The 17,301-nt window shown below is 70.7% G+C and carries 16 protein-coding genes; 11 read left to right on the top strand and 5 right to left on the bottom strand.

What is annotated here, in order from left to right; genetic code table 11:
* The first annotated feature begins 5 nt into the window (after positions 1–5).
* The 10 genes from PUT80_RS14790 to PUT80_RS14835 all read left to right on the top strand — a co-directional run bounded on the left by PUT80_RS14790 (position 6) and on the right by PUT80_RS14835 (position 13,508).
* On the top strand, positions 6–407 hold the full coding sequence (locus PUT80_RS14790) for a zinc ribbon domain-containing protein (protein WP_275292269.1): 402 nt from the start codon (positions 6–8) through the stop codon (positions 405–407).
* Complete coding sequence (locus PUT80_RS14795; protein WP_275292270.1) at positions 404–1,312, top strand: TIGR03620 family F420-dependent LLM class oxidoreductase; 909 nt, start codon at positions 404–406, stop codon at positions 1,310–1,312. The genes PUT80_RS14790 and PUT80_RS14795 overlap by 4 nt, the downstream gene beginning before the upstream one ends.
* Positions 1,309–4,761, top strand: coding sequence for an indolepyruvate ferredoxin oxidoreductase family protein (locus PUT80_RS14800; RefSeq protein ID WP_275292271.1), 3,453 nt, complete (start codon positions 1,309–1,311; stop codon positions 4,759–4,761). Before PUT80_RS14795 ends, PUT80_RS14800 begins: the two co-directional genes overlap by 4 nt.
* On the top strand, positions 4,755–6,119 hold the full coding sequence (locus PUT80_RS14805) for an FAD-linked oxidase C-terminal domain-containing protein (protein ID WP_134730055.1): 1,365 nt from the start codon (positions 4,755–4,757) through the stop codon (positions 6,117–6,119). Before PUT80_RS14800 ends, PUT80_RS14805 begins: the two co-directional genes overlap by 7 nt.
* The gene (locus PUT80_RS14810) at positions 6,101–7,087 is read left to right on the top strand and encodes a zinc-binding dehydrogenase (protein WP_051728927.1); all 987 of its coding nucleotides are present in this window, start codon (positions 6,101–6,103) and stop codon (positions 7,085–7,087) included. Before PUT80_RS14805 ends, PUT80_RS14810 begins: the two co-directional genes overlap by 19 nt.
* Positions 7,084–8,313: a CoA transferase gene (locus tag PUT80_RS14815; protein ID WP_037812858.1), complete on the top strand. Its 1,230-nt coding sequence runs from the start codon at positions 7,084–7,086 to the stop codon at positions 8,311–8,313. The genes PUT80_RS14810 and PUT80_RS14815 overlap by 4 nt, the downstream gene beginning before the upstream one ends.
* On the top strand, positions 8,310–9,776 hold the full coding sequence (locus PUT80_RS14820) for an aldehyde dehydrogenase (RefSeq protein ID WP_275292272.1): 1,467 nt from the start codon (positions 8,310–8,312) through the stop codon (positions 9,774–9,776). The genes PUT80_RS14815 and PUT80_RS14820 overlap by 4 nt, the downstream gene beginning before the upstream one ends.
* Positions 9,777–9,838: 62 nt before the next feature.
* Complete coding sequence (locus PUT80_RS14825) at positions 9,839–11,443, top strand: PQQ-binding-like beta-propeller repeat protein (protein WP_275292273.1); 1,605 nt, start codon at positions 9,839–9,841, stop codon at positions 11,441–11,443.
* Positions 11,440–12,312, top strand: coding sequence for a TIGR03621 family F420-dependent LLM class oxidoreductase (locus PUT80_RS14830; protein ID WP_275292274.1), 873 nt, complete (start codon positions 11,440–11,442; stop codon positions 12,310–12,312). Before PUT80_RS14825 ends, PUT80_RS14830 begins: the two co-directional genes overlap by 4 nt.
* Before the next feature lie 5 nt (positions 12,313–12,317).
* A complete protein-coding gene (locus PUT80_RS14835) occupies positions 12,318–13,508 on the top strand; it encodes an acyl-CoA dehydrogenase family protein (RefSeq protein WP_275292275.1) in 1,191 nt (396 codons plus the stop codon).
* Here the strand turns inward: PUT80_RS14835 and PUT80_RS14840 are convergent.
* The 4 genes from PUT80_RS14840 to PUT80_RS14855 are packed head-to-tail and all read right to left on the bottom strand — an operon-like array spanning position 13,499 to position 15,667.
* Positions 13,499–13,999 carry a nitroreductase family deazaflavin-dependent oxidoreductase gene (locus PUT80_RS14840; RefSeq protein ID WP_275292276.1) on the bottom strand — a complete coding sequence of 167 codons (501 nt, stop codon included), beginning with the start codon at positions 13,997–13,999 and terminating at the stop codon, positions 13,499–13,501. The genes PUT80_RS14835 and PUT80_RS14840 overlap by 10 nt on opposite strands.
* A 25-nt stretch (positions 14,000–14,024) precedes the next feature.
* Positions 14,025–14,516, bottom strand: coding sequence for a PPOX class F420-dependent oxidoreductase (locus PUT80_RS14845; RefSeq protein ID WP_134730043.1), 492 nt, complete (start codon positions 14,514–14,516; stop codon positions 14,025–14,027).
* A 7-nt stretch (positions 14,517–14,523) separates the two neighbouring features.
* Positions 14,524–15,177, bottom strand: coding sequence for a TetR family transcriptional regulator (locus PUT80_RS14850; protein WP_275292277.1), 654 nt, complete (start codon positions 15,175–15,177; stop codon positions 14,524–14,526).
* Between the two features lie 52 nt (positions 15,178–15,229).
* Positions 15,230–15,667 (bottom strand): MarR family transcriptional regulator, encoded by a 438-nt coding sequence (locus PUT80_RS14855; protein ID WP_037820697.1) that lies wholly within the window; start codon positions 15,665–15,667, stop codon positions 15,230–15,232.
* A gap of 96 nt (positions 15,668–15,763) precedes the next feature.
* Between PUT80_RS14855 and PUT80_RS14860 the strand changes: the two genes are divergently transcribed.
* Positions 15,764–17,035, top strand: a complete 1,272-nt coding sequence (locus PUT80_RS14860) for an alpha/beta hydrolase (protein WP_275292278.1) — start codon at positions 15,764–15,766, stop codon at positions 17,033–17,035.
* On the opposite strand, the gene PUT80_RS14865 is transcribed toward PUT80_RS14860, so the two are convergent.
* Positions 17,025–17,177: a hypothetical protein gene (locus PUT80_RS14865; RefSeq protein WP_275292279.1), complete on the bottom strand. Its 153-nt coding sequence runs from the start codon at positions 17,175–17,177 to the stop codon at positions 17,025–17,027. The genes PUT80_RS14860 and PUT80_RS14865 overlap by 11 nt on opposite strands.
* Between the last annotated feature and the right edge of the window lie 124 nt (positions 17,178–17,301).

A 17,301-nucleotide genomic window follows, 5' to 3' on the forward strand; every position in this document is an offset into this window, starting at 1 on the left:
CCACGATGACCACTGCGCGACCTCTTCCGCTTCGCTACCCCGAGGACGTCGAACACCTCGACGGCGCGGCTCGCGGCGAACTGCGCGTGCCGGTGTGCGGCTCGTGCGGCGAGGCCTTCTGGCCGCCGTCGCCGGTGTGCCCGCGCGATTTCCGCCGCGACGTCGAGTGGACGAACGACGCCGGGACCGGCCGGGTGCACAGCTGGGTCCGGTTCCACAAGCGGTACTTCGAGGGCGACGACGTGCCGTACGTCGTGGTGCAGGTCCGGCTCGACAGCGGCCCGAACCTGACGACGACGTGGACCGGCTCCGGCGATCCCGTGCTCGGCGAACCGGTCGTCGTGTCGTTCCGCGAGGCCGGCGACGGGGTGTGGCTGCCGGAATTCGGGCCGGGGGAGCGGGCGTGAACCTGTCTCGTGAACTGGCGGCCCGGATCGGACCGGTCGGCGTGTGGCTGTCCGTCCTGGCGGAGGTCCCCGCCGCCGAGGCCGCGAAGGCGGCGCGGGTGGTCGAGGACCTCGGGTACGGTGCGCTGTGGATCGGGGAATCCCCGGCGCACAAGGAAATCTTCACCAACGCCGCGTTGCTGCTGTCGGCGACCACACGGCTGACCGTGGCCACTGGGGTCGCCACCATCTGGGCCCGGGACGCGGTCGCCACTGAAGGTGCGGCCCAGACTCTCGGCGAGGCGTTCCCCGGACGGTTCGTGCTCGGCCTCGGCGCCAGCCACGCGGAGGCCGGACGCGGGAGCGGCCATGACCGGCCGCTGACGGCGTTGCGCGAGTACCTCGATGTGCTGGACAGCGACCGTTACCAGGGGCCGCGCCCGGAACGCGCGGTGCCGCGGGTGCTGGCGGCGTTGCGGCCCCGGATGCAGGAACTCGCCCGCGACCGGGCCGCCGGAATGCACTCGTTCTTCGTGCCGCCCGCCCATACCGCCGCCGCCCGGGAACGGCTCGGCCCGGAACCGTTGCTCGTTCCGGAACAGGCGGTGGTTGTCGACCCAGACGCTGTGCGGGCGCGCGAGGTGGCGCGGAAGCACATCGCGACCCGGCTGGCGCTGCGGAATTACGTGAATCACTTGCGTGCCTTGGGTTTCGGCGACGCTGACTTCGCCGACGGCGGAAGCGACCGGCTGGTGGACGAGCTGGTCGTCTGCGGTGATCCGCGAGTGGTGGCGGCGCGGGTTCGCGAGCATCTCGCCGCGGGGGCTGACCACGTGGCGATCCATCCGTTGACCGGTACGCCGGGTGTCGAGCCGGTGCTGGACCAGCTTCGGGCGCTGGTTTCCGAGGGAGGAATTCCGTCGTGACTGATCGTTATCGCGCGGTCGAAGGGCAGTTCCAGCTGACCGGCGTCCAGGCGCTGGCCCGGCTGCCCTTCGACGTCCGCCGCGCCGACCAGCGGGCGGGGCTGCGCACGGCGGCGTTCGTGTCCGGCTACGAGGGCTCGCCGCTCGGCGGATACGACCTCGAACTCGGCAAGCATGCCGAACTGCTCGCCGAGCACGACGTCGTGTTCAAACCGGGCGTCAACGAGGAGCTGGCGGCCACCGCGGTGCAGGGCGCCCAGCTGGCGGCCCAGTCGGAGAACCGGCGGGTCGACGGCGTCACCGGCTACTGGTACGGCAAGTCGCCTGGCCTGGACCGCGCCTCGGATGCCTTGCGGCACAACAATCTCATGGGCACTCATCGCCTCGGCGGCGCGCTGGCGCTGGTCGGCGACGATCCGGGCGCGAAGTCCTCGACAGTGCCCGGCAGCTCCGAACTGCTGCTGGCCGACCTGGGCCTGCCGACGCTGTACCCGGCGGATCCGCAGGAGGTGCTCGACCTCGGGCAGCACGCGGTCGCGCTGTCCCGGGCCTGCGGGCTCTGGGTCGGGTTCAAGATCGCCACCAACGTCGCCGACGGGACCGGCGCCGTGCGCGTCGATCCCGGCCGGTTCCGTTCCGTGGCACCGGATCCGGTGGTCGACGGGCGGCCGTTCGTCCACGAGATGACCGCCCGGATGCTGCAGCCGGACCTCGGCAGGCTGGAGCGCAGCCGGGACGGCGCGCGGCTCGAACTCGCCCGTCGCTACGCCGCGGCCAACAGGCTGAACACGATCGTCGGCGGTCGCGACGCCCGGATCGGGATCGTCGCCGCGGGCAAGACCTATCACGATCTCCGCCAGGCGCTGGAGATTCTGGGCCTGGACGAGTCCGAATGGGAGCGGCGCGGAGTCCGGCTGCTGCGGCTCGCGATGGTGCACCCGCTCGACCCCGAAATCGTCACCCGGTTCGCGGCGGAACTGCGCGAAATCGTGGTCGTGGAAGAAAAACGTTCCTTCATCGAGACCGCAATCAAGGATCTGCTCTACGGCCGCGCCGACGCACCGGCGGTCACCGGCAAACGCGGCCCCGACGGCACGGCGCTGGTCCCGGCCGACGGGGAACTGGATCCGGACCGCATCGCCGCGGCGCTCGCGGTCCGATTGCGTGCGCACGGCGGCTTCCCGTCGGTGGAATCCTGGCGGGCCCCGCGACGCACGATCGCGCTTCCGCTCGCCGCGCGCACGCCGTACTTCTGCTCGGGCTGTCCGCACAACTCGTCCACGAAGACGCCGGAGGGTTCGCTGGTCGGCGCGGGGATCGGATGTCACAGCCTGGTTCTGATGACCGGGCGCGAGGACTACGGCGACATCACCGGACTGACCCAGATGGGCGGCGAGGGCACGCAATGGGTCGGCATGTCGCCATTCGTGCGCGACGACCACCTGGTGCAGAACCTCGGTGACGGCACCTTCCACCACTCCGGCAGCCTGGCGGTGCGCGCGGCCGTCGCGTCCGGGGTCAACATCACCTACAAACTGCTGTACAACTCGGCCGTCGCGATGACCGGCGGGCAGCAGCCAACCGGGGTCATGACCGTTCCCCAAGTGATCGCGGCGATGCTGGCCGAGGGCGTGCGCCGGATCATCGTCACGACCGAGGAACCGGCGCGGTACCGGCGGGTGCGGCTGGGCCGCGGCGTGCGGGTCTGGCACCGGGACCGGCTGGCCGAAGCGCAGGAGACGCTCGCCCGCGTCCCGGGCGTGACGATGCTGATCCACGACCAGGAGTGCGCGACCGAACTGCGCCGCAAACGCAAGCGCGGGCTCGCCCCGGAACCGCCGCAGCACGCGGTGATCAACGAACGCGTCTGCGAGGGCTGCGGCGACTGCGGGGAGAAGTCGAACTGCCTTTCGGTGCAGCCGGTCGACACCGAGTTCGGCCGCAAGACCCGGATCGACCAGTCGTCCTGCAACAAGGATTTCTCGTGCCTGGACGGGGATTGCCCGTCGTTCCTCACCGTGCTTCCCGGCAAGAGCGCGGGGAAACGGCCGCTTGCCGAACCGTTGGCGGCACCGCTTCCGGAGCCGACGCGGACGGTCTCGGCTGAGCGCTTCACGGTGCGGGTGACCGGGGTCGGCGGCTCGGGCGTGGTCACGCTGTCGCAGATCCTCGCGACCGCGGCGAGCATCGCCGGGCTGCCGGTGCGGTCGCTGGACCAGACCGGGCTCGCACAGAAGGGCGGTGCGGTCGTCTCCGACGTCAAGATCGGCGCGGCGCACGCGAACAAGGCGAGCGACGGCGAGTGCGACCTCTACCTCGGTGCCGACGTGCTCGTCGCCGCGGACCCGCGCTACCTCGCCGTCACCGATTCGGGCCGGACCACCGCGGTGGTCTCGACGTCGAAGGTCCCGACCGGGGCGATGGTCGCCGACACCAGCGTCACCTTCCCGGAGGAAACGGCGTTGCTCGACCGGCTCCGCGAAGCGACCGGAACCGTGACGGCGCTGGACGCCCGGGAAATGGCCGAGGTGTTGTTCGGCCAGGACCAATACGCCAACCTCCTGCTGACCGGGGTGGCCTACCAGCGCGGCGCGCTGCCGATCCCGGCCGAGGCGATCGAAGAAGCCATCTCCCGCAACGGGGTTCGGGTCGAGACCAACGTGCAGGCGTTCCGCCGCGGTCGGCAATGGGTCGCGGACCAGAGGGCGCTGGCGGCCGTGCTCGCGAGCTTGCGCGGAGAACCCGAACCGGAACCCGCGCTGACCCCGGAAGCCCGCGAACTCCTGTCCACCGTCGGCGAGAGCGCCGAACTGGCGCGGTTGCTGCGGGTCCGGGTGCCGGATCTGATCGCGTACCAGAACGTCGCCTACGCGCGGCGCTATGTGGAGCAGGTCGAACGGGTGCGCCGTGCCGAGTCCGGCGTGGTCCCGGGTTCGACGGCGCTGACCGAGGCGGTAGCGCGGAATCTGTACAAGCTCATGGCCTACAAGGACGAGTACGAGGTCGCGCGCCTTTCGCTGGATCCGGCGCAGGAACGCCAGGTCCGCGCGCGGTTCGGCGCCGACGCCCGCATCGCGTACCGGTTGCATCCGCCGGTGCTGAAGGCGCTCGGCATGCGCCGCAAGATCGAACTGGGACCGTGGTTCAAGCCGGTTTTCCGGGTGCTGGTGGCGGGACGGCGGTTGCGGGGCACCCCGCTGGACCCGTTCGGCCGTGCCGCGGTCCGGCGGCTGGAACGGGATTTGATCGCCGAATACGAACGGGTCGTCGGCGAGCTGGCCGAGCGGCTGGACCCGGAAAACCATGCCCTGGCAGTGGAAACGGCTCTCTTGCCCGATCTGGTGCGCGGGTACGAGGACGTCAAGCTCGGCACGGTCGCGACATACCGGAGCACGCTCGCGCAGCGGATGGACGAGTTCCGTGCGGCGAAAGCTGGTGCGCCGTGCTGAACGAACTCCGCCGGGCCTTGCCTGCTGGCCGGGTCCTCACTGATCCGGATGTCCTCGCTGCCTACGCCCACGACGAGGCGGTCTGGGCTCCGCACGAGCTGCCGTTGGCTGTCGTGCGGGCGCACACCGCCGAGGAGATTCAGCAGACCGTGCAGGTGTGCCTGCGCCACCGTGTGCCGATCGTGCCGCGCGGGGCTGGCACGGGTCTGTCCGGCGGCGCGAACGCGGTCGGCGGCGGGATCGTGTTGTCCACCGAGCGGATGACCGCCATCCGCGAGATCAACGCCGCCGAGCGGCTCGCGGTGGTCGAACCCGGCGTCGTGAACGAAACCCTGCGGTCGGCGTGCGCGGAACACGGCCTCTGGTACCCGCCGGACCCGGCGAGTGCGCCGTGGTCGACCATCGGCGGCAACGTCGCGACCAACGCCGGCGGGCTGTGCTGCGTCAAATACGGCGTCACCCGCGATTACGTGCTCGGGATGGAAGTCGTCACCGGGACCGGGGAACTGGTCCGGCTCGGCCGCCGGACCGCGAAAGGCGTGGCCGGATACGACCTCACCGGGCTGATGGTCGGCTCGGAAGGCACGCTCGGCATCGTCACCGAGGTCACCGTTCGGCTGCGCGGCGCGCGGGCCAGCGAACGCACAGTCGCCGGGTATTTCCCCAGCCTGTCGGCGGCGGGAGACGCGGTCGCGGCCGTCAGCGAGTCGGGTGTGGTGCCGTCGGCGCTGGAGCTGATCGACCGGCACACCCTCGCCGCGGTGGACGCCTGGAAGAACATGGGCCTGTCCGCCGAAGCCGAAGCGGTGCTGCTCGGCCGCACCGACGCACCCGGCGAGGACGAGGCAAAGGTGCTGACCGACTGCTTCACCGCGGCCGGAGCCACCTGGGCGGCCGCATCGTCCGACGTGGACGAAGCCGAGGCACTGTTCGCTGCGCGGCGGCTGGCGTATCCGGCGCTCGAACGGCTGGGTCCGGTGCTCACCGAGGACGTCTGCGTACCCCGCGGCGCGGTGCCGGAAATGCTCCGGCGGATCGAAGCCATCGGCACCCGGCATGCCGTGCGGATCGCGAATGTCGCGCACGCCGGGGACGGCAACCTGCATCCGGTGCTCGTCGTCCCGGCCGAGGAAAGGGCACGGGCGGAGGCGGCGTTCGAGGAGATCCTCGACGAGGCGATCGCGCTGGGCGGCACGGTCACCGGGGAACACGGCGTCGGCCTGCTCAAACGCGGCGGGCTCGCCCGGGAACTCAGCCCGGCGGTGCTGGCGATGCACGCGGCGGTCAAGAACGCGCTCGATCCGCACGGAATCCTCAACCCGGGCAAGGTGATCGCGTCGTGCGCGCCGTCGTCCTGACTGCTCCGGGAGAGCTGACGGTCGCTGAGGTGGACTGTCCGGAACCCGGCAGCGGCGAGGTCCTGGTGAAGGTCGCCGCCTGCGGGGTGTGCGGGCACGACCAGGCCGACCGGGCCGGTTTGCTGACCCTTCCGCTGCCCGCGGTGCTTGGTCACGAGATCGCCGGAACCGTCGTCGCCGGTGGAACCCGGTTCGCGGCCGGTGCTCGGGTCGCGGCGAAGCAGTTCGGCACCTGCGGCTGCTGCGAACCGTGCGTGACCGGCGATGAACTGCGCTGTCCGCAGCGTGCGTTCCTCTACGGCGGGTTCGCCGAATACGCCGTGCTGCCGGAATCCGCCCTGCTCCCGGTGCCGCCCGGGGTGTCGCTGGCCGAGGCCGCGGTGGTCGCCTGCGCAGTCGGCACCGGACTGCAAGCTCTCCGCCGGGTGGCGCGCGTCGAGCCCGGCGAGACGGTCCTGGTCACCGGAGCCAGTGGGGGATTGGGGTTGCACGCAGTTCAGGTTGCCGCCGCGCTCGGGGCGCGCGTGCTCGCACTCACCGGGAGCCCGGACAAGGCCGCGCAACTGGGGAATGCCGCTCAGGTGGTGCTCGCCGGAGACACCGCCGGGCAGGACATCCTCGACGCGACCGACGGTCGGGGCGTCGACGTCGTGCTCGACAACACGGGGCACCAATCCGTGTTCCGCCAAGCTTTCCGCGCCCTCGCCCATGCGGGCCGGTACGTGCTGACCGGGCAGGTCAGCGGGGAGCCGATCCGGGTCCACCCGGCTTTCGTGTTCGAGAAGGAAGCCGTCATCACCGGCTCGGGGTCCACGCTGATGCGCACCTTCGCCGACGCGATGGCCTTGGTCGCCGAGCGCCGGGTGCGGCCCGTGGTGACTCCTTACCCGCTCGAAGCCGCAGCGCGTGCTTTCGCTGACCGGGTGACCGGGCGGGCTGTGGTGGTTCCTTCTGGAGGAGAGTCGTGACTAGACCGCTGGCCGGTGTCCATGTCGTGGAGTGCGCGAGTTTCGTCGCCGGACCGACCGGTGGCCTGACTCTCGCGCAACTGGGTGCCGACGTCGTCCGCATCGACCCGATCGGCGGCGGCAGCGATTACCTCCGCTGGCCGGTCGCGCCGACGGGGGAGAGCTACTACTGGGCGTCCCTGAACAAGGGCAAGCGCTCGGTCGCGATCGACCTGCGGAATCCGGAAGGCCGCGAACTGGTTCTCGCCCTGGCCACCGCTCCCGGCCGCGACCGCGGAATCCTCATCGACAACGCGGTCGGCCGCCCTTGGCTGGCCCACGAGCGGCTGGCCGACCGCCGTCCCGACATGATTCACGTGCGCGTCCAGGGATATCCGGACGGACGGCCCGCGGTCGACTACACGGTGAACGCCGAGGTCGGGGTCCCGGGGATCACCGGCAGCGGCGACTGGGCCGCCCCGGTGAACCACGTGCTGCCCGCGTGGGATCTCGTCACCGGGCTGAGCGTCGCGACCGGCTTGCTCGCCGCGCTGCACCGTCGCGACCGCGCCGGCGAAGGGTCCTATGTGGAGCTGGCGTTGTCCGACGTGGCTCTCGCTGGCGTCGCGAACCTGGGCTGGCTGTCGGAAGCCGCTGACCGGCAAGGGGAACGGCCTCGGCACGGCAACCACGTCTACGGCAGTTTCGGCGTCGACTTCGCCTGCCGCGACGACGCCCGCGTGATGGTCGTGGCGCTCACCGACGGCCAGTGGCGCGCGTTGCAGTCGGCCACCGGGACTGCGGAAGTGTTCACCGCACTGGAAAAGGCACTGAACGCTGACCTGCGCGACGAAGCCGAACGGTACCGCCTGCGCGAGACCATCGCGGCGGTCCTGCGGCCGTGGTTCGCCGCGCGCGACCTCGGCGAGGTGGGCAAGGAACTCGACGCCGCCCGGGTCCTGTGGGGCCGCTACCGGGGGATGGCCGACCTCGTGACCGAACACCGCGAGCAAGCCCACGAAGTGCTCGCCGACCTGCAACTGCCCAGCGGCAGCCCGGCCGTCACGGCGCGGTCGCCGCTGCGCTTCTCCGGCGAACGCGGTCCCGCCGGAGCGTGCCCGGCGCTCGGCGCGGACACCGATTCCGTACTGGCCGAAGTGCTCGGCCTCACCGCCGCCGAACTCGGCGGCCTGCACGACCGGCGGGTCATCGCCGCGCCGGAAAACCCGTACAAGGAGGTACGTTGACCATCGATTCGAGCATCGCCCTCGACCGCACCCGGTTCTTCATCGACGGCGCCTGGACCGAGCCGAAGGGCACCGAAACCCACCTCGCGCTGGAAGCCGCCACCGAGAAACCGCTCGGCCGCGCCGCGCTGGGTTCCGCCGCTGACATCGACGCCGCCGTCCGGGCCGCCCGCCGCGCGCTGGACGAGGGACCGTGGGGCCGGACCACCGCGGCGGAACGCGCGGCGACGATGCGCCGGTTCGCCGCGGCGCTGGCCGCTCGCGCCGCCGAGACGGCCACGCTCGTCAGCCGGGAGAACGGCATGCCGATCGGGCTGTCGAACGCCTTCAACGGCGACGCGCCAGCCGGGCTGCTGAACATGTACGCCGACCAGATCGAGGCGACGCAACTGGAGGAAATCCGGCCGAGCGCGTCCGGGTCGACGGTCGTGCGCCGCGCTCCGGTGGGCGTGGTCGCAGCGATCACGCCGTGGAACTACCCGCAGGTGCTCGCGATGATGAAGATCGCCCCGGCACTGGCCGCGGGCTGCACCGTGGTGCTCAAGCCGTCGCCGGAAACCGCGCTCGACGGGTACGTTTTCGCCGACGCCGCCGCGGAAGCCGGGCTGCCGCCGGGCGTGCTCAACATCGTGGTCGCCGGTCGCGAAGCCGGCGCCTCGCTGGTATCCCACCCGCTGGTGGACAAGGTCGCGTTCACCGGATCCACCGCCGCGGGCCGGACCATCGGCGCGGAATGCGGGCGGCTGATCCGCCGGTGCACGCTGGAACTGGGCGGGAAGTCGGCGGCCATCGTGCTCGACGACGCGGACCTCGACACCTTCGTCGCCGGTCTCGACAACGCCTGCTTCCAGAACAACGGCCAGACCTGCACCGTCCAGTCCCGCGTCCTCGCCCCGCGCTCGCGCTACGCCGAGGTGGTCGACGCGGTCGCGCAGTACGCGCGCGAAATGGTGCTGGGCGATCCGCTCGACCCGGCCGTCACGTGCGGTCCGATGGCCAGTAAGGCACAGCTCGAAAGGGTCCTCGGCTACCTCGAACTGGGCCGCGCCTCCGACGCCCGGCTGGTGGCGGGCGGCGGCCGTCCCGCCGCGCTGTCCCGCGGCTGGTTCGTGGAGCCGACGGTGTTCGCCGACGTGGACAACCGCGAACGGATCGCGCAGGAGGAGATCTTCGGCCCGGTCGTCACCATCACCCCCTACGAGGACGAGGACGACGCGGTCCGCCTCGCCAACGACAGCGAATACGGGCTCGGCGGCTCGGTCTGGACCGCCGACGAGGACCGCGGCCTCGCCCTCGCCCGCCGTGTGCGGACCGGGACCATCGGCCTCAACTACTACCTCCAGGACCTCGGCGCGCCGTTCGGCGGGATGAAGGGCAGCGGCGTCGGCCGCGAACTCGGGCCCGAGGCGCTCGACAGCTACCTGGAATTCCAGTCCGTCTACGCCAGCGCCGCCCAGCTCTGACCCAGCGCCGCCCCGGGGCCGCACCGTGCGGCCCCGGGGACCGACCGCGGAGGAGAAGACCCGTGCCCCCTGTTCGCCGCCTGCGCACTGTCGCGCTCGCCCTCGCGCTTGTCCTGCCCCTTACTGCTGTCCCGGACGCTGCCGCCGCCACTCGCTACCGGGTCCAGCGGCTGGTCAGCGGCACCACGCTGCACTCGCCGAACGGCATCGCCCTCGCCCCGAACGGCGACCTGCTCACCGCCAGTCTCGCCAGCGAAACCATTTCCGCGGTGGACCCGCGCACCGGACGGAACCACACCCTCGTCGGCCCGCGCGACGGCCGTTCCGACGACCTCGCGGTGGCCCCCTCCGGCGAAATCCTGTGGACCGACCCGGTCGGCGGCGTGGTGAAAGGGCGCGCGCCGGGCGGCCGGATCCGCACCGTCGCCCGCGACCTGCCCGGCGTCAACTCGATCGCGTTCGACCGGTCCGGCAAACACCTGTACGTCGGGCAGCTGACCTTCGCCGACGCGCTGTGGGAGATCGACCTGGCCGGTCAGGCCGCGCCGCGCCTCGTCGTGCGCGATCCGGGCGGGCTCAACGCGTTCGCCTTCGGCCCGGACGGCATGATCTACGCGCCGCGATCGAAATACGGGGAAGTGGCCCGGGTCGATCCGCGAACCGGAGCGATTTCGGTGCTGGCCCAAGGATTCCGGCAGCCGGTGTCCGTCCGCTTCGATCCGCGGAACCGTCTCTACGCGCTCGACGGCGCGACCGGTCAGCTGGCCCGGATCGACCCGGACGGCGCCAAGCACACCGTGGCGATGCTGCCCGCCGCGGACGACAACATGATCATCGACTCCAGCGGGCGCGCCTATGTCAGCAACATGGCCGACAGTTCCGTCTCCCGAGTGGACCTGAACACTGGCGCCGTCACGGTCATTACGTCCAGCCGGCTGGCGTTCCCCGCAGATCTCGCCTCCGACGGGCGGACGCTCTACGTCGCGGACGCGACCGCGCTGCGCACCGTGGACCCGCGCACCGGTGCGGTCGGCGAAATCCAGCGTCGGCTGTCGTCCTCGCTGGAGTTTCCGTCCGGGATCAGCGTCACCGCGGGGCATTTCGTGCTCACCTCGGAGCTGATCGGGTCCGTCCAGGTGGTGGACCGCCGCACCGGGAAGGTTGTCCGAGAGGTGCACGGCCTCGACAATCCCGCGGACGCCGTCGAACTCTCCGATGGCAGCCTGGTGGTTTCCGAACCCGCGAAGGGAAGGCTGCTGCGCGTCGTCGGCGAGGACGTCCGTCCGCTGGTCGAAAACCTCGGTGCACCAACGGGTCTTGCCGTCACCAAACGCGGGACCGTTCTGGTCGCCGATGCTCGCGGCCGTCTCCTCGAGGTCGAACCCGGCTCCGGAAAGGTCGTCGAACGAGCTGCCGGGCTCGGCGGGCTGCGGGCCGTCGCGGTCCGGCCGGACGGAACGGCCGTCGTCCTCGACGCCACCGGTCACCGCGTGCTTTCGGTGAACCGGCAAGGAAAAACCGAGGTGCTGGCGACCGGGCTCGATGTCGGCTACCTGGACGTCCCGTACGCCCGCTCCGGCGGTCTCGCGCTCGGCTCCGACGGGACTGTCTACGTCGCCGCGGACCGGCACAACGCCGTCGACGCGATCCGGAAGACCCGCGGATGACCGCACGGGAGTTCCGGTTCGGCGTCAACCTGCTCACGCCGTCCTCGCGCGCGGAATGGCAGGCGCGGTGCCGCGAAGCAGAAGACCTCGGCTACGACGTCATCGCGGTCGCCGACCACCTGGGCATGCCAGCGCCGTTGCCCGCGCTTGTTTCGGCGGCCGAAGCCACCACCCGGCCCCGGCTCGCGGTGTTCGTGCTGAACTCCGGGTTCTACAACGCGGTGCTGCTGGCCCGCGACCTCGCCGGAACGGACGCGCTGCTCGACGGACGCCTCGAGGTCGCGCTCGGAACCGGCTACGTCAAAGCGGAATTCGACCGCGCCGGGATTCCGTGGCGCAGCGCGTCCGAACGGGTCGACCACCTTGAGCGCACCGTGCTGGAGGTGGGGCGGCTCCTTGACGACCCGGACCACCGCCCGAGCCCGGTCCGGCGGCCGCCGCTGTGCGTCGCGGGCAACGGCGACCGGGTCCTGCGGATCGCCGCTGAACATGCCGACATCGTCGCGTTCAGCGGGGCCGCGCCCGGGCAACGCCCCGGCATGCTCCGGTTCCTCGGTGCGGACGCGCTCGCCGCTCGCGTGGACCACGTGCGGCAAGCGGCCCCGCACCGCTTCGCCGACCTCGAACTCAACCTGCTCATCCACGCCGTCGCCCTCGACGGCGACCGCCAGTCCGCGGTCGACCGGCTGCCCCGGTTCGAGGCGCAACCGATCGATTTGGCGCAGGTGCCCACTGTCCTTTCCGGACCTCCGGCGGAGATCGCGGAAACCCTTCACCAGCACCGGAAGACGTTCGGCTTCAGCTACGTCACGGTGCCCGAACCGGCGATGCGCGATTTCGCTCGCGTCATCGCCGCGATGAGGAGCTGACCCTGATGGCTCGTTTGGCCCGGACCGCGGGTTTGTCCGATGTGCAGCAGGAGATTCTGTCCACGGTGCGCTCGTTCGTGGACAAGGAGATCATCCCGCACGCGCAGGCGCTGGAGCACGCGGACGAGTACCCGGCGGAGATCGTCGAGGGCATGAAGGAAATGGGCCTGTTCGGGCTCACCATCCCGGAGGAGTACGGCGGCCTGGGCGAGTCGCTGCTCACTTATGCGCTGGTGGTCGAGGAGATCGCGCGCGGCTGGATGAGCGTGTCCGGCGTGATCAACACCCACTTCATCGTGGCGCACATGATCAAGCAGCACGGGACACCGGAGCAGAAGCAGCACTTCCTGCCCCGGATGGCGACCGGCGAGGTCCGCGGGTCGTTCTCGATGTCCGAGCCGGACCTCGGGTCGGACGTGGCGGCGATCAAGACCCGGGCGCGGCGCGACGGCGACGACTACGTGATCGACGGCGCGAAGATGTGGCTGACCAACGGCGGCTCCTCCAACCTGATCGCCTTGTTGGTGAAGACCGACGAGGGCGCGGAGAAGGCGCACCAGAACCTGACGACGTTCCTGGTCGAGAAGCCCTCCGGGTTCGGCGAGGTGCTTCCGGGGCTGACGATCCCGGGCAAGATCGACAAGATGGGCTACAAGGGCGTCGACACCACCGAAGCGGTGTTCGACGGCTTCACGATCGGCGCGGACAAGGTGCTGGGGGAGGCTCCGGGCAAGGGCTTCTCGTACATGATGGACGGCGTCGAGGTCGGCCGGGTGAACGTGGCGGCGCGGGCGTGCGGGATCGCGATCCGGTCGTTCGAGCTGGCGATCGCGTATGCGCAGCAGCGGTCGACGTTCGGCAAGCCGATCGCGCAGCACCAGGCGATCGCGTTCAAGCTCGCCGAGATGGCGACCAAGGTCGAGGCCGCGCATCTGATGATGGTGAACGCGGCCCGGTTGAAGGATTCCGGTGCGCGCAATGATGTCGAGGCGGGGATGGCGAAGCTGATCGCCAGCGAGTACTGCGCCGAGGTGACCCAGGAGGCGTTCCGGATCCACGGCGGCTACGGCTACTCGAAGGAATACGAGATCGAGCGCCTGATGCGCGAGGCCCCGTTCCTGCTGATCGGCGAGGGCACCAGCGAAATCCAGAAAACCATCATCAGCCGCGGCCTCCTCCGCGAATATCAGGCCTGACGCGGGGCAAGCACCACGACCGGAATCTCGCGTTCCGTCCAATCCTGGTACTTCGCGAAATCCGCGTACAGCTCGACCAGCCGCGGCCAGAGTTCGCGTCGTTCGTCCGGCGACGCGACTCTCGCCGTGACCGGGACGTCGCGGCGGCCCTTGAGATGCACGCGGGTCTCCGGTTCCGCGCGCAGATTGAAGTACCACTGCGGATGTTTCGGCAGCCCGCCCTGGGAGGCGACGATGACCAGGTCGTCGCCGGAACGCAGGTACAGCAGCGGCGTGGTGAACAGCCGCCCGGACTTGCGGCCGCGATGGTCCAGCAGCAGCGTCGGCACGGGCTTGCGGAAACCCGCGCCGACGCGCCAGTTGTGGCCGACCCGGCCGTTGGTCAGGGTGAAGACTTTGACCTGTATTCGGGACATGTACTTCATGAGCGCCGCTGTCACCGGCGAGTCCAGGCCTTTCGGCGCCTGTGCGGGAAGGGAAAAGCGGCCCATCGTGACCTCCTGGCGGGCGAACGCGTCAGCGGGCGGTCGATCCGGCGAGCGGCATCGGGTCGAGCCCGAGCTTGCGGTGGTCCCAGGACCGGACCCGCTCCACGTCGACGCGGATCGCGACCCGTTTGCGGAGCATGAATTCCACCATCGGCTTCACCTCGTCGGTGTACTCGCCGTGGTACCGCTCCCACACGTTGACCCCGACCGCCCAGAGCGCGTCCGGATCGTCGACGACCTCGGCGCGCCCTTCGAGCGAGACGCCGCGCAGGACGTCGTAGGTCAGGCCGTCCTCGATCAGCACGGTGACGCGCGGGTCGCGGCGGAGGTTGACTGCCTTCTGCGCCTTGGCTTTCGTCTCGAACCACAGCACGCCGTCGATGACCGCGTACCACATCGCGACCGCGTGCGGATGCCCGTCGGGGCCGAGCGACACCAGGGTCGCGGTGCGCTGCGAGGCGAGGTAGGCCGACACCTCCTCGGGGCTCATCTCGATCTGCGCGCGCTGGTTGGTTCCCATCGGTTCCTCACTTCCTCCGGCGGGCCCCGGGCGGGCCGGCGAGTATCGAGGTGACGACGTCGACGAGGTCGCCGACGATCTGGCCGGTGGTCCAGTCCGCCGCGTCCGGCCCGTGCAGGCGGCGGGTGCGGCTGACGTCGCCGAGGACGTTCAGCGTCACGGTCATCGCCTGGGACAGCCGGAAATCGAGCGTGCGGCGGGGGACTCCGGGGCACAGCCGGTCCAGCTGCGCGACGAACGCGGCGTTGCGCTCGAAGAACGACTCGGCGACCGCGTCCAGCCCGTCGCCGCCGGTCGCCAGCAGCCGGCCGACCAGCCGGATCCAGCATTCGCCGCCCGATTCGAGCACCGCGACCACCGGCTGCACGAACGCGCGGGCCAATTCCCGTGCGGTGGCGTCTTTTCCGGGGGATTCCCGCAGCACGGCGTTCCGCTCGCCGGTCACCTGGTCGAGGCGGCTGCGCAGGACCGCGTCGAGCAGGCCTTCCTGGGAACCGAAGTGGTAGTGGATCGCCGCGACGTTCGTCCGCGCCTCCTGCATCACGGTCCGCAGCGACACCGCGCCGACGCCGTGCTCGGCGAAAAGCCGTTCCGCGGCGGCGATCAGGCGCTGCTCGGTCGCCTCCCCGCGAGCGGGGATCCGCGCGGCTTCGGTGCCCATGCCGTGGACTCTATCAGCCGTTTCAATCACGTGATAGAGGCTGCCGCGAGGGTCAGAGCCGGTCGTACAGGTCGGCCAGCCGGGTGAGCACCGTGCCCGCGGCGTCGATCGCCTGCTCGTCGAGGTCTTCGGTCAGCTCGCGCAATCCGGCGGCGAGGACCTGCTCGCGCTCCTCGTGCCGGCGGCGGCCCGCGTCGGTCAACGCGACGATCGACGTGCGCCGGTCCCCGGAGGCGGCCCGTTCGCGCGTGACGTAACCGGCGTTGGCCAGGCCGTTGACCAGCTGGGTGACCGCCGCCCCCGTCGTTTCGACGTGCCCGGCCAGCTGGTTGACCGTCATCGGCCCGTGTTCGGCCAGGCTCTTGAGCGCGCGGGCGTGCGCGAGCGAAAGGGCTTCGGCGCTGCGGGTCGCGCGGCCGCGCAGCCGGGAATCGGCCGCGCTGAGCCGGTAAGCGGCTCGTGCCAGCCGGGTGATCGCCTCGTCGCCCATCGGGTCTTCTCTCCTGTGGTGCCCGCCGCATTCCTTGCCGCGCGGAGTCTAGCCGTGGCACATTAGCTAAGTACTTAGTTATTTGAGGAGGCGAGCATGACGACACGTTCGGCCGGGCAGAGCTGGGCCCTGGACATCGCGCTGGCGCAGGGCGGCTTCGACGCGCTGCACCCGGAAGGCAAGGGCACGCTCGAACAGCTCGGGCACGATCACGCCGACTTCGACAAGGTGTTCGCGATGGTCCGCGCCGGAGCGATGCTGCCGAAGGCGTGGGCCGTCGTCGCGGGACAGGCGGAGGAGCGGGCCGCGCACCACGAGCGGCTGGGCTACCGGAGGACGGCGTCGGACCTGTACCTGCGGGCGGCGGTGATGTACGGCCGCGCGCAGTACTCGATCTTCGACTCCGCCGACGGACGCAAGGCGAAGTTCCGCGAACGCTGCGATTCGTGCGTGGCGCGGCTGGGAGAGCTTCGGGGCAACACGGTCCGCCGGGTCGAGCTGGACTTCGAGGGCGGCAAGATCTTCGCTCTCCTGCACCTGCCAGCACGGCCGGTTTCCGGTGCCCCGGCGGTGATTCTCGGCCCCGGCATGGACATGATCAAGGAGGACTACATCTTCGCGGCCGAGCGTTACTACACCTCGCGCGGAGTCGTGGCGTTGTCCATCGAAGGACCGGGACAGGGGGAGACGCGGGCGCGCGGGCTGACCGTGACCCTGGACAACTACGAGCGCGCCCTCGAAACCTATGCCGCGTACCTCGCCGGTCTGTCCGAAGTGGACGAAAACCGGATCGGCATGTTCGGCATCAGCATGAGCGGGTACTGGACCCTGCGCGCCGCGGCGATGCCCGGCACCCGCCTGCGCGCGGTCGCCGCGTTCGAGGCGGTGTCCGGCGATTTCGAGACGATTTTCGAGCGGGCGCAGCCGAGTTTCAAGAACAACTACCTGTACATGGCGGGCTACACCGACGAAGCGGCGTTCGACCGCGATCTGAAGGAAAAGATGCCGCTCGGCGACCTCGTGACCAGTATTCGTTGCCCGGTGCTGCTCGGCATCGGCGAATTCGACGAGCTGACGCCGGTGGAAGGCGCGCTCGAGACCTACGAAAAGATCCGTGCGCCCAAGGAAATGCGGGTTTACGAGGACGAATTCCACCCGCTGGGCGGCACGGCAGCGGAGGTCTTCGCCTTCGGCGCGGAGTGGCTGACGCGCGGTCTCGACGGGGAGTTCGACGTGCCCGGGCGGGACGAGCGGTTCTTCGTCCACCGCGACGGCCGCACGACCGAGGGGACGGCGGACCCGCGTTGGTGGCTCGGGGCGACTCCGGCCGGTTTGGCGAAGGCTCGAACCGGGGCTTTCAGGGAGTGAGGACGGTCTTGCCGACGAGCCGTCCCGAGGCTGCTTCTTCGTGCACTGTCGGGAGATCGGCGAGCGGTCGCCGGTCGGCGACGGTGATCCGCAACGTCCCCGCTTCGACACGCCCGCGCGGGACGAGCGGTTCTTCGTCCACCGCGTCGGCCGCACGACCGCGGGGACGGCGGACCCGCGTTGGTGGCTCGGTGCGACTCCGGTCGGTTTGGCGAAGGCGCGGAGCTGAGCGGTTCGAGCGCTGGGGTCAGCGCTCGAACCGGGGC

Origin of the sequence: Amycolatopsis sp. La24 (genome assembly GCF_029087445.1) — a bacterium.
In the GTDB taxonomy this organism is placed as follows: domain Bacteria; phylum Actinomycetota; class Actinomycetes; order Mycobacteriales; family Pseudonocardiaceae; genus Amycolatopsis; species Amycolatopsis nivea.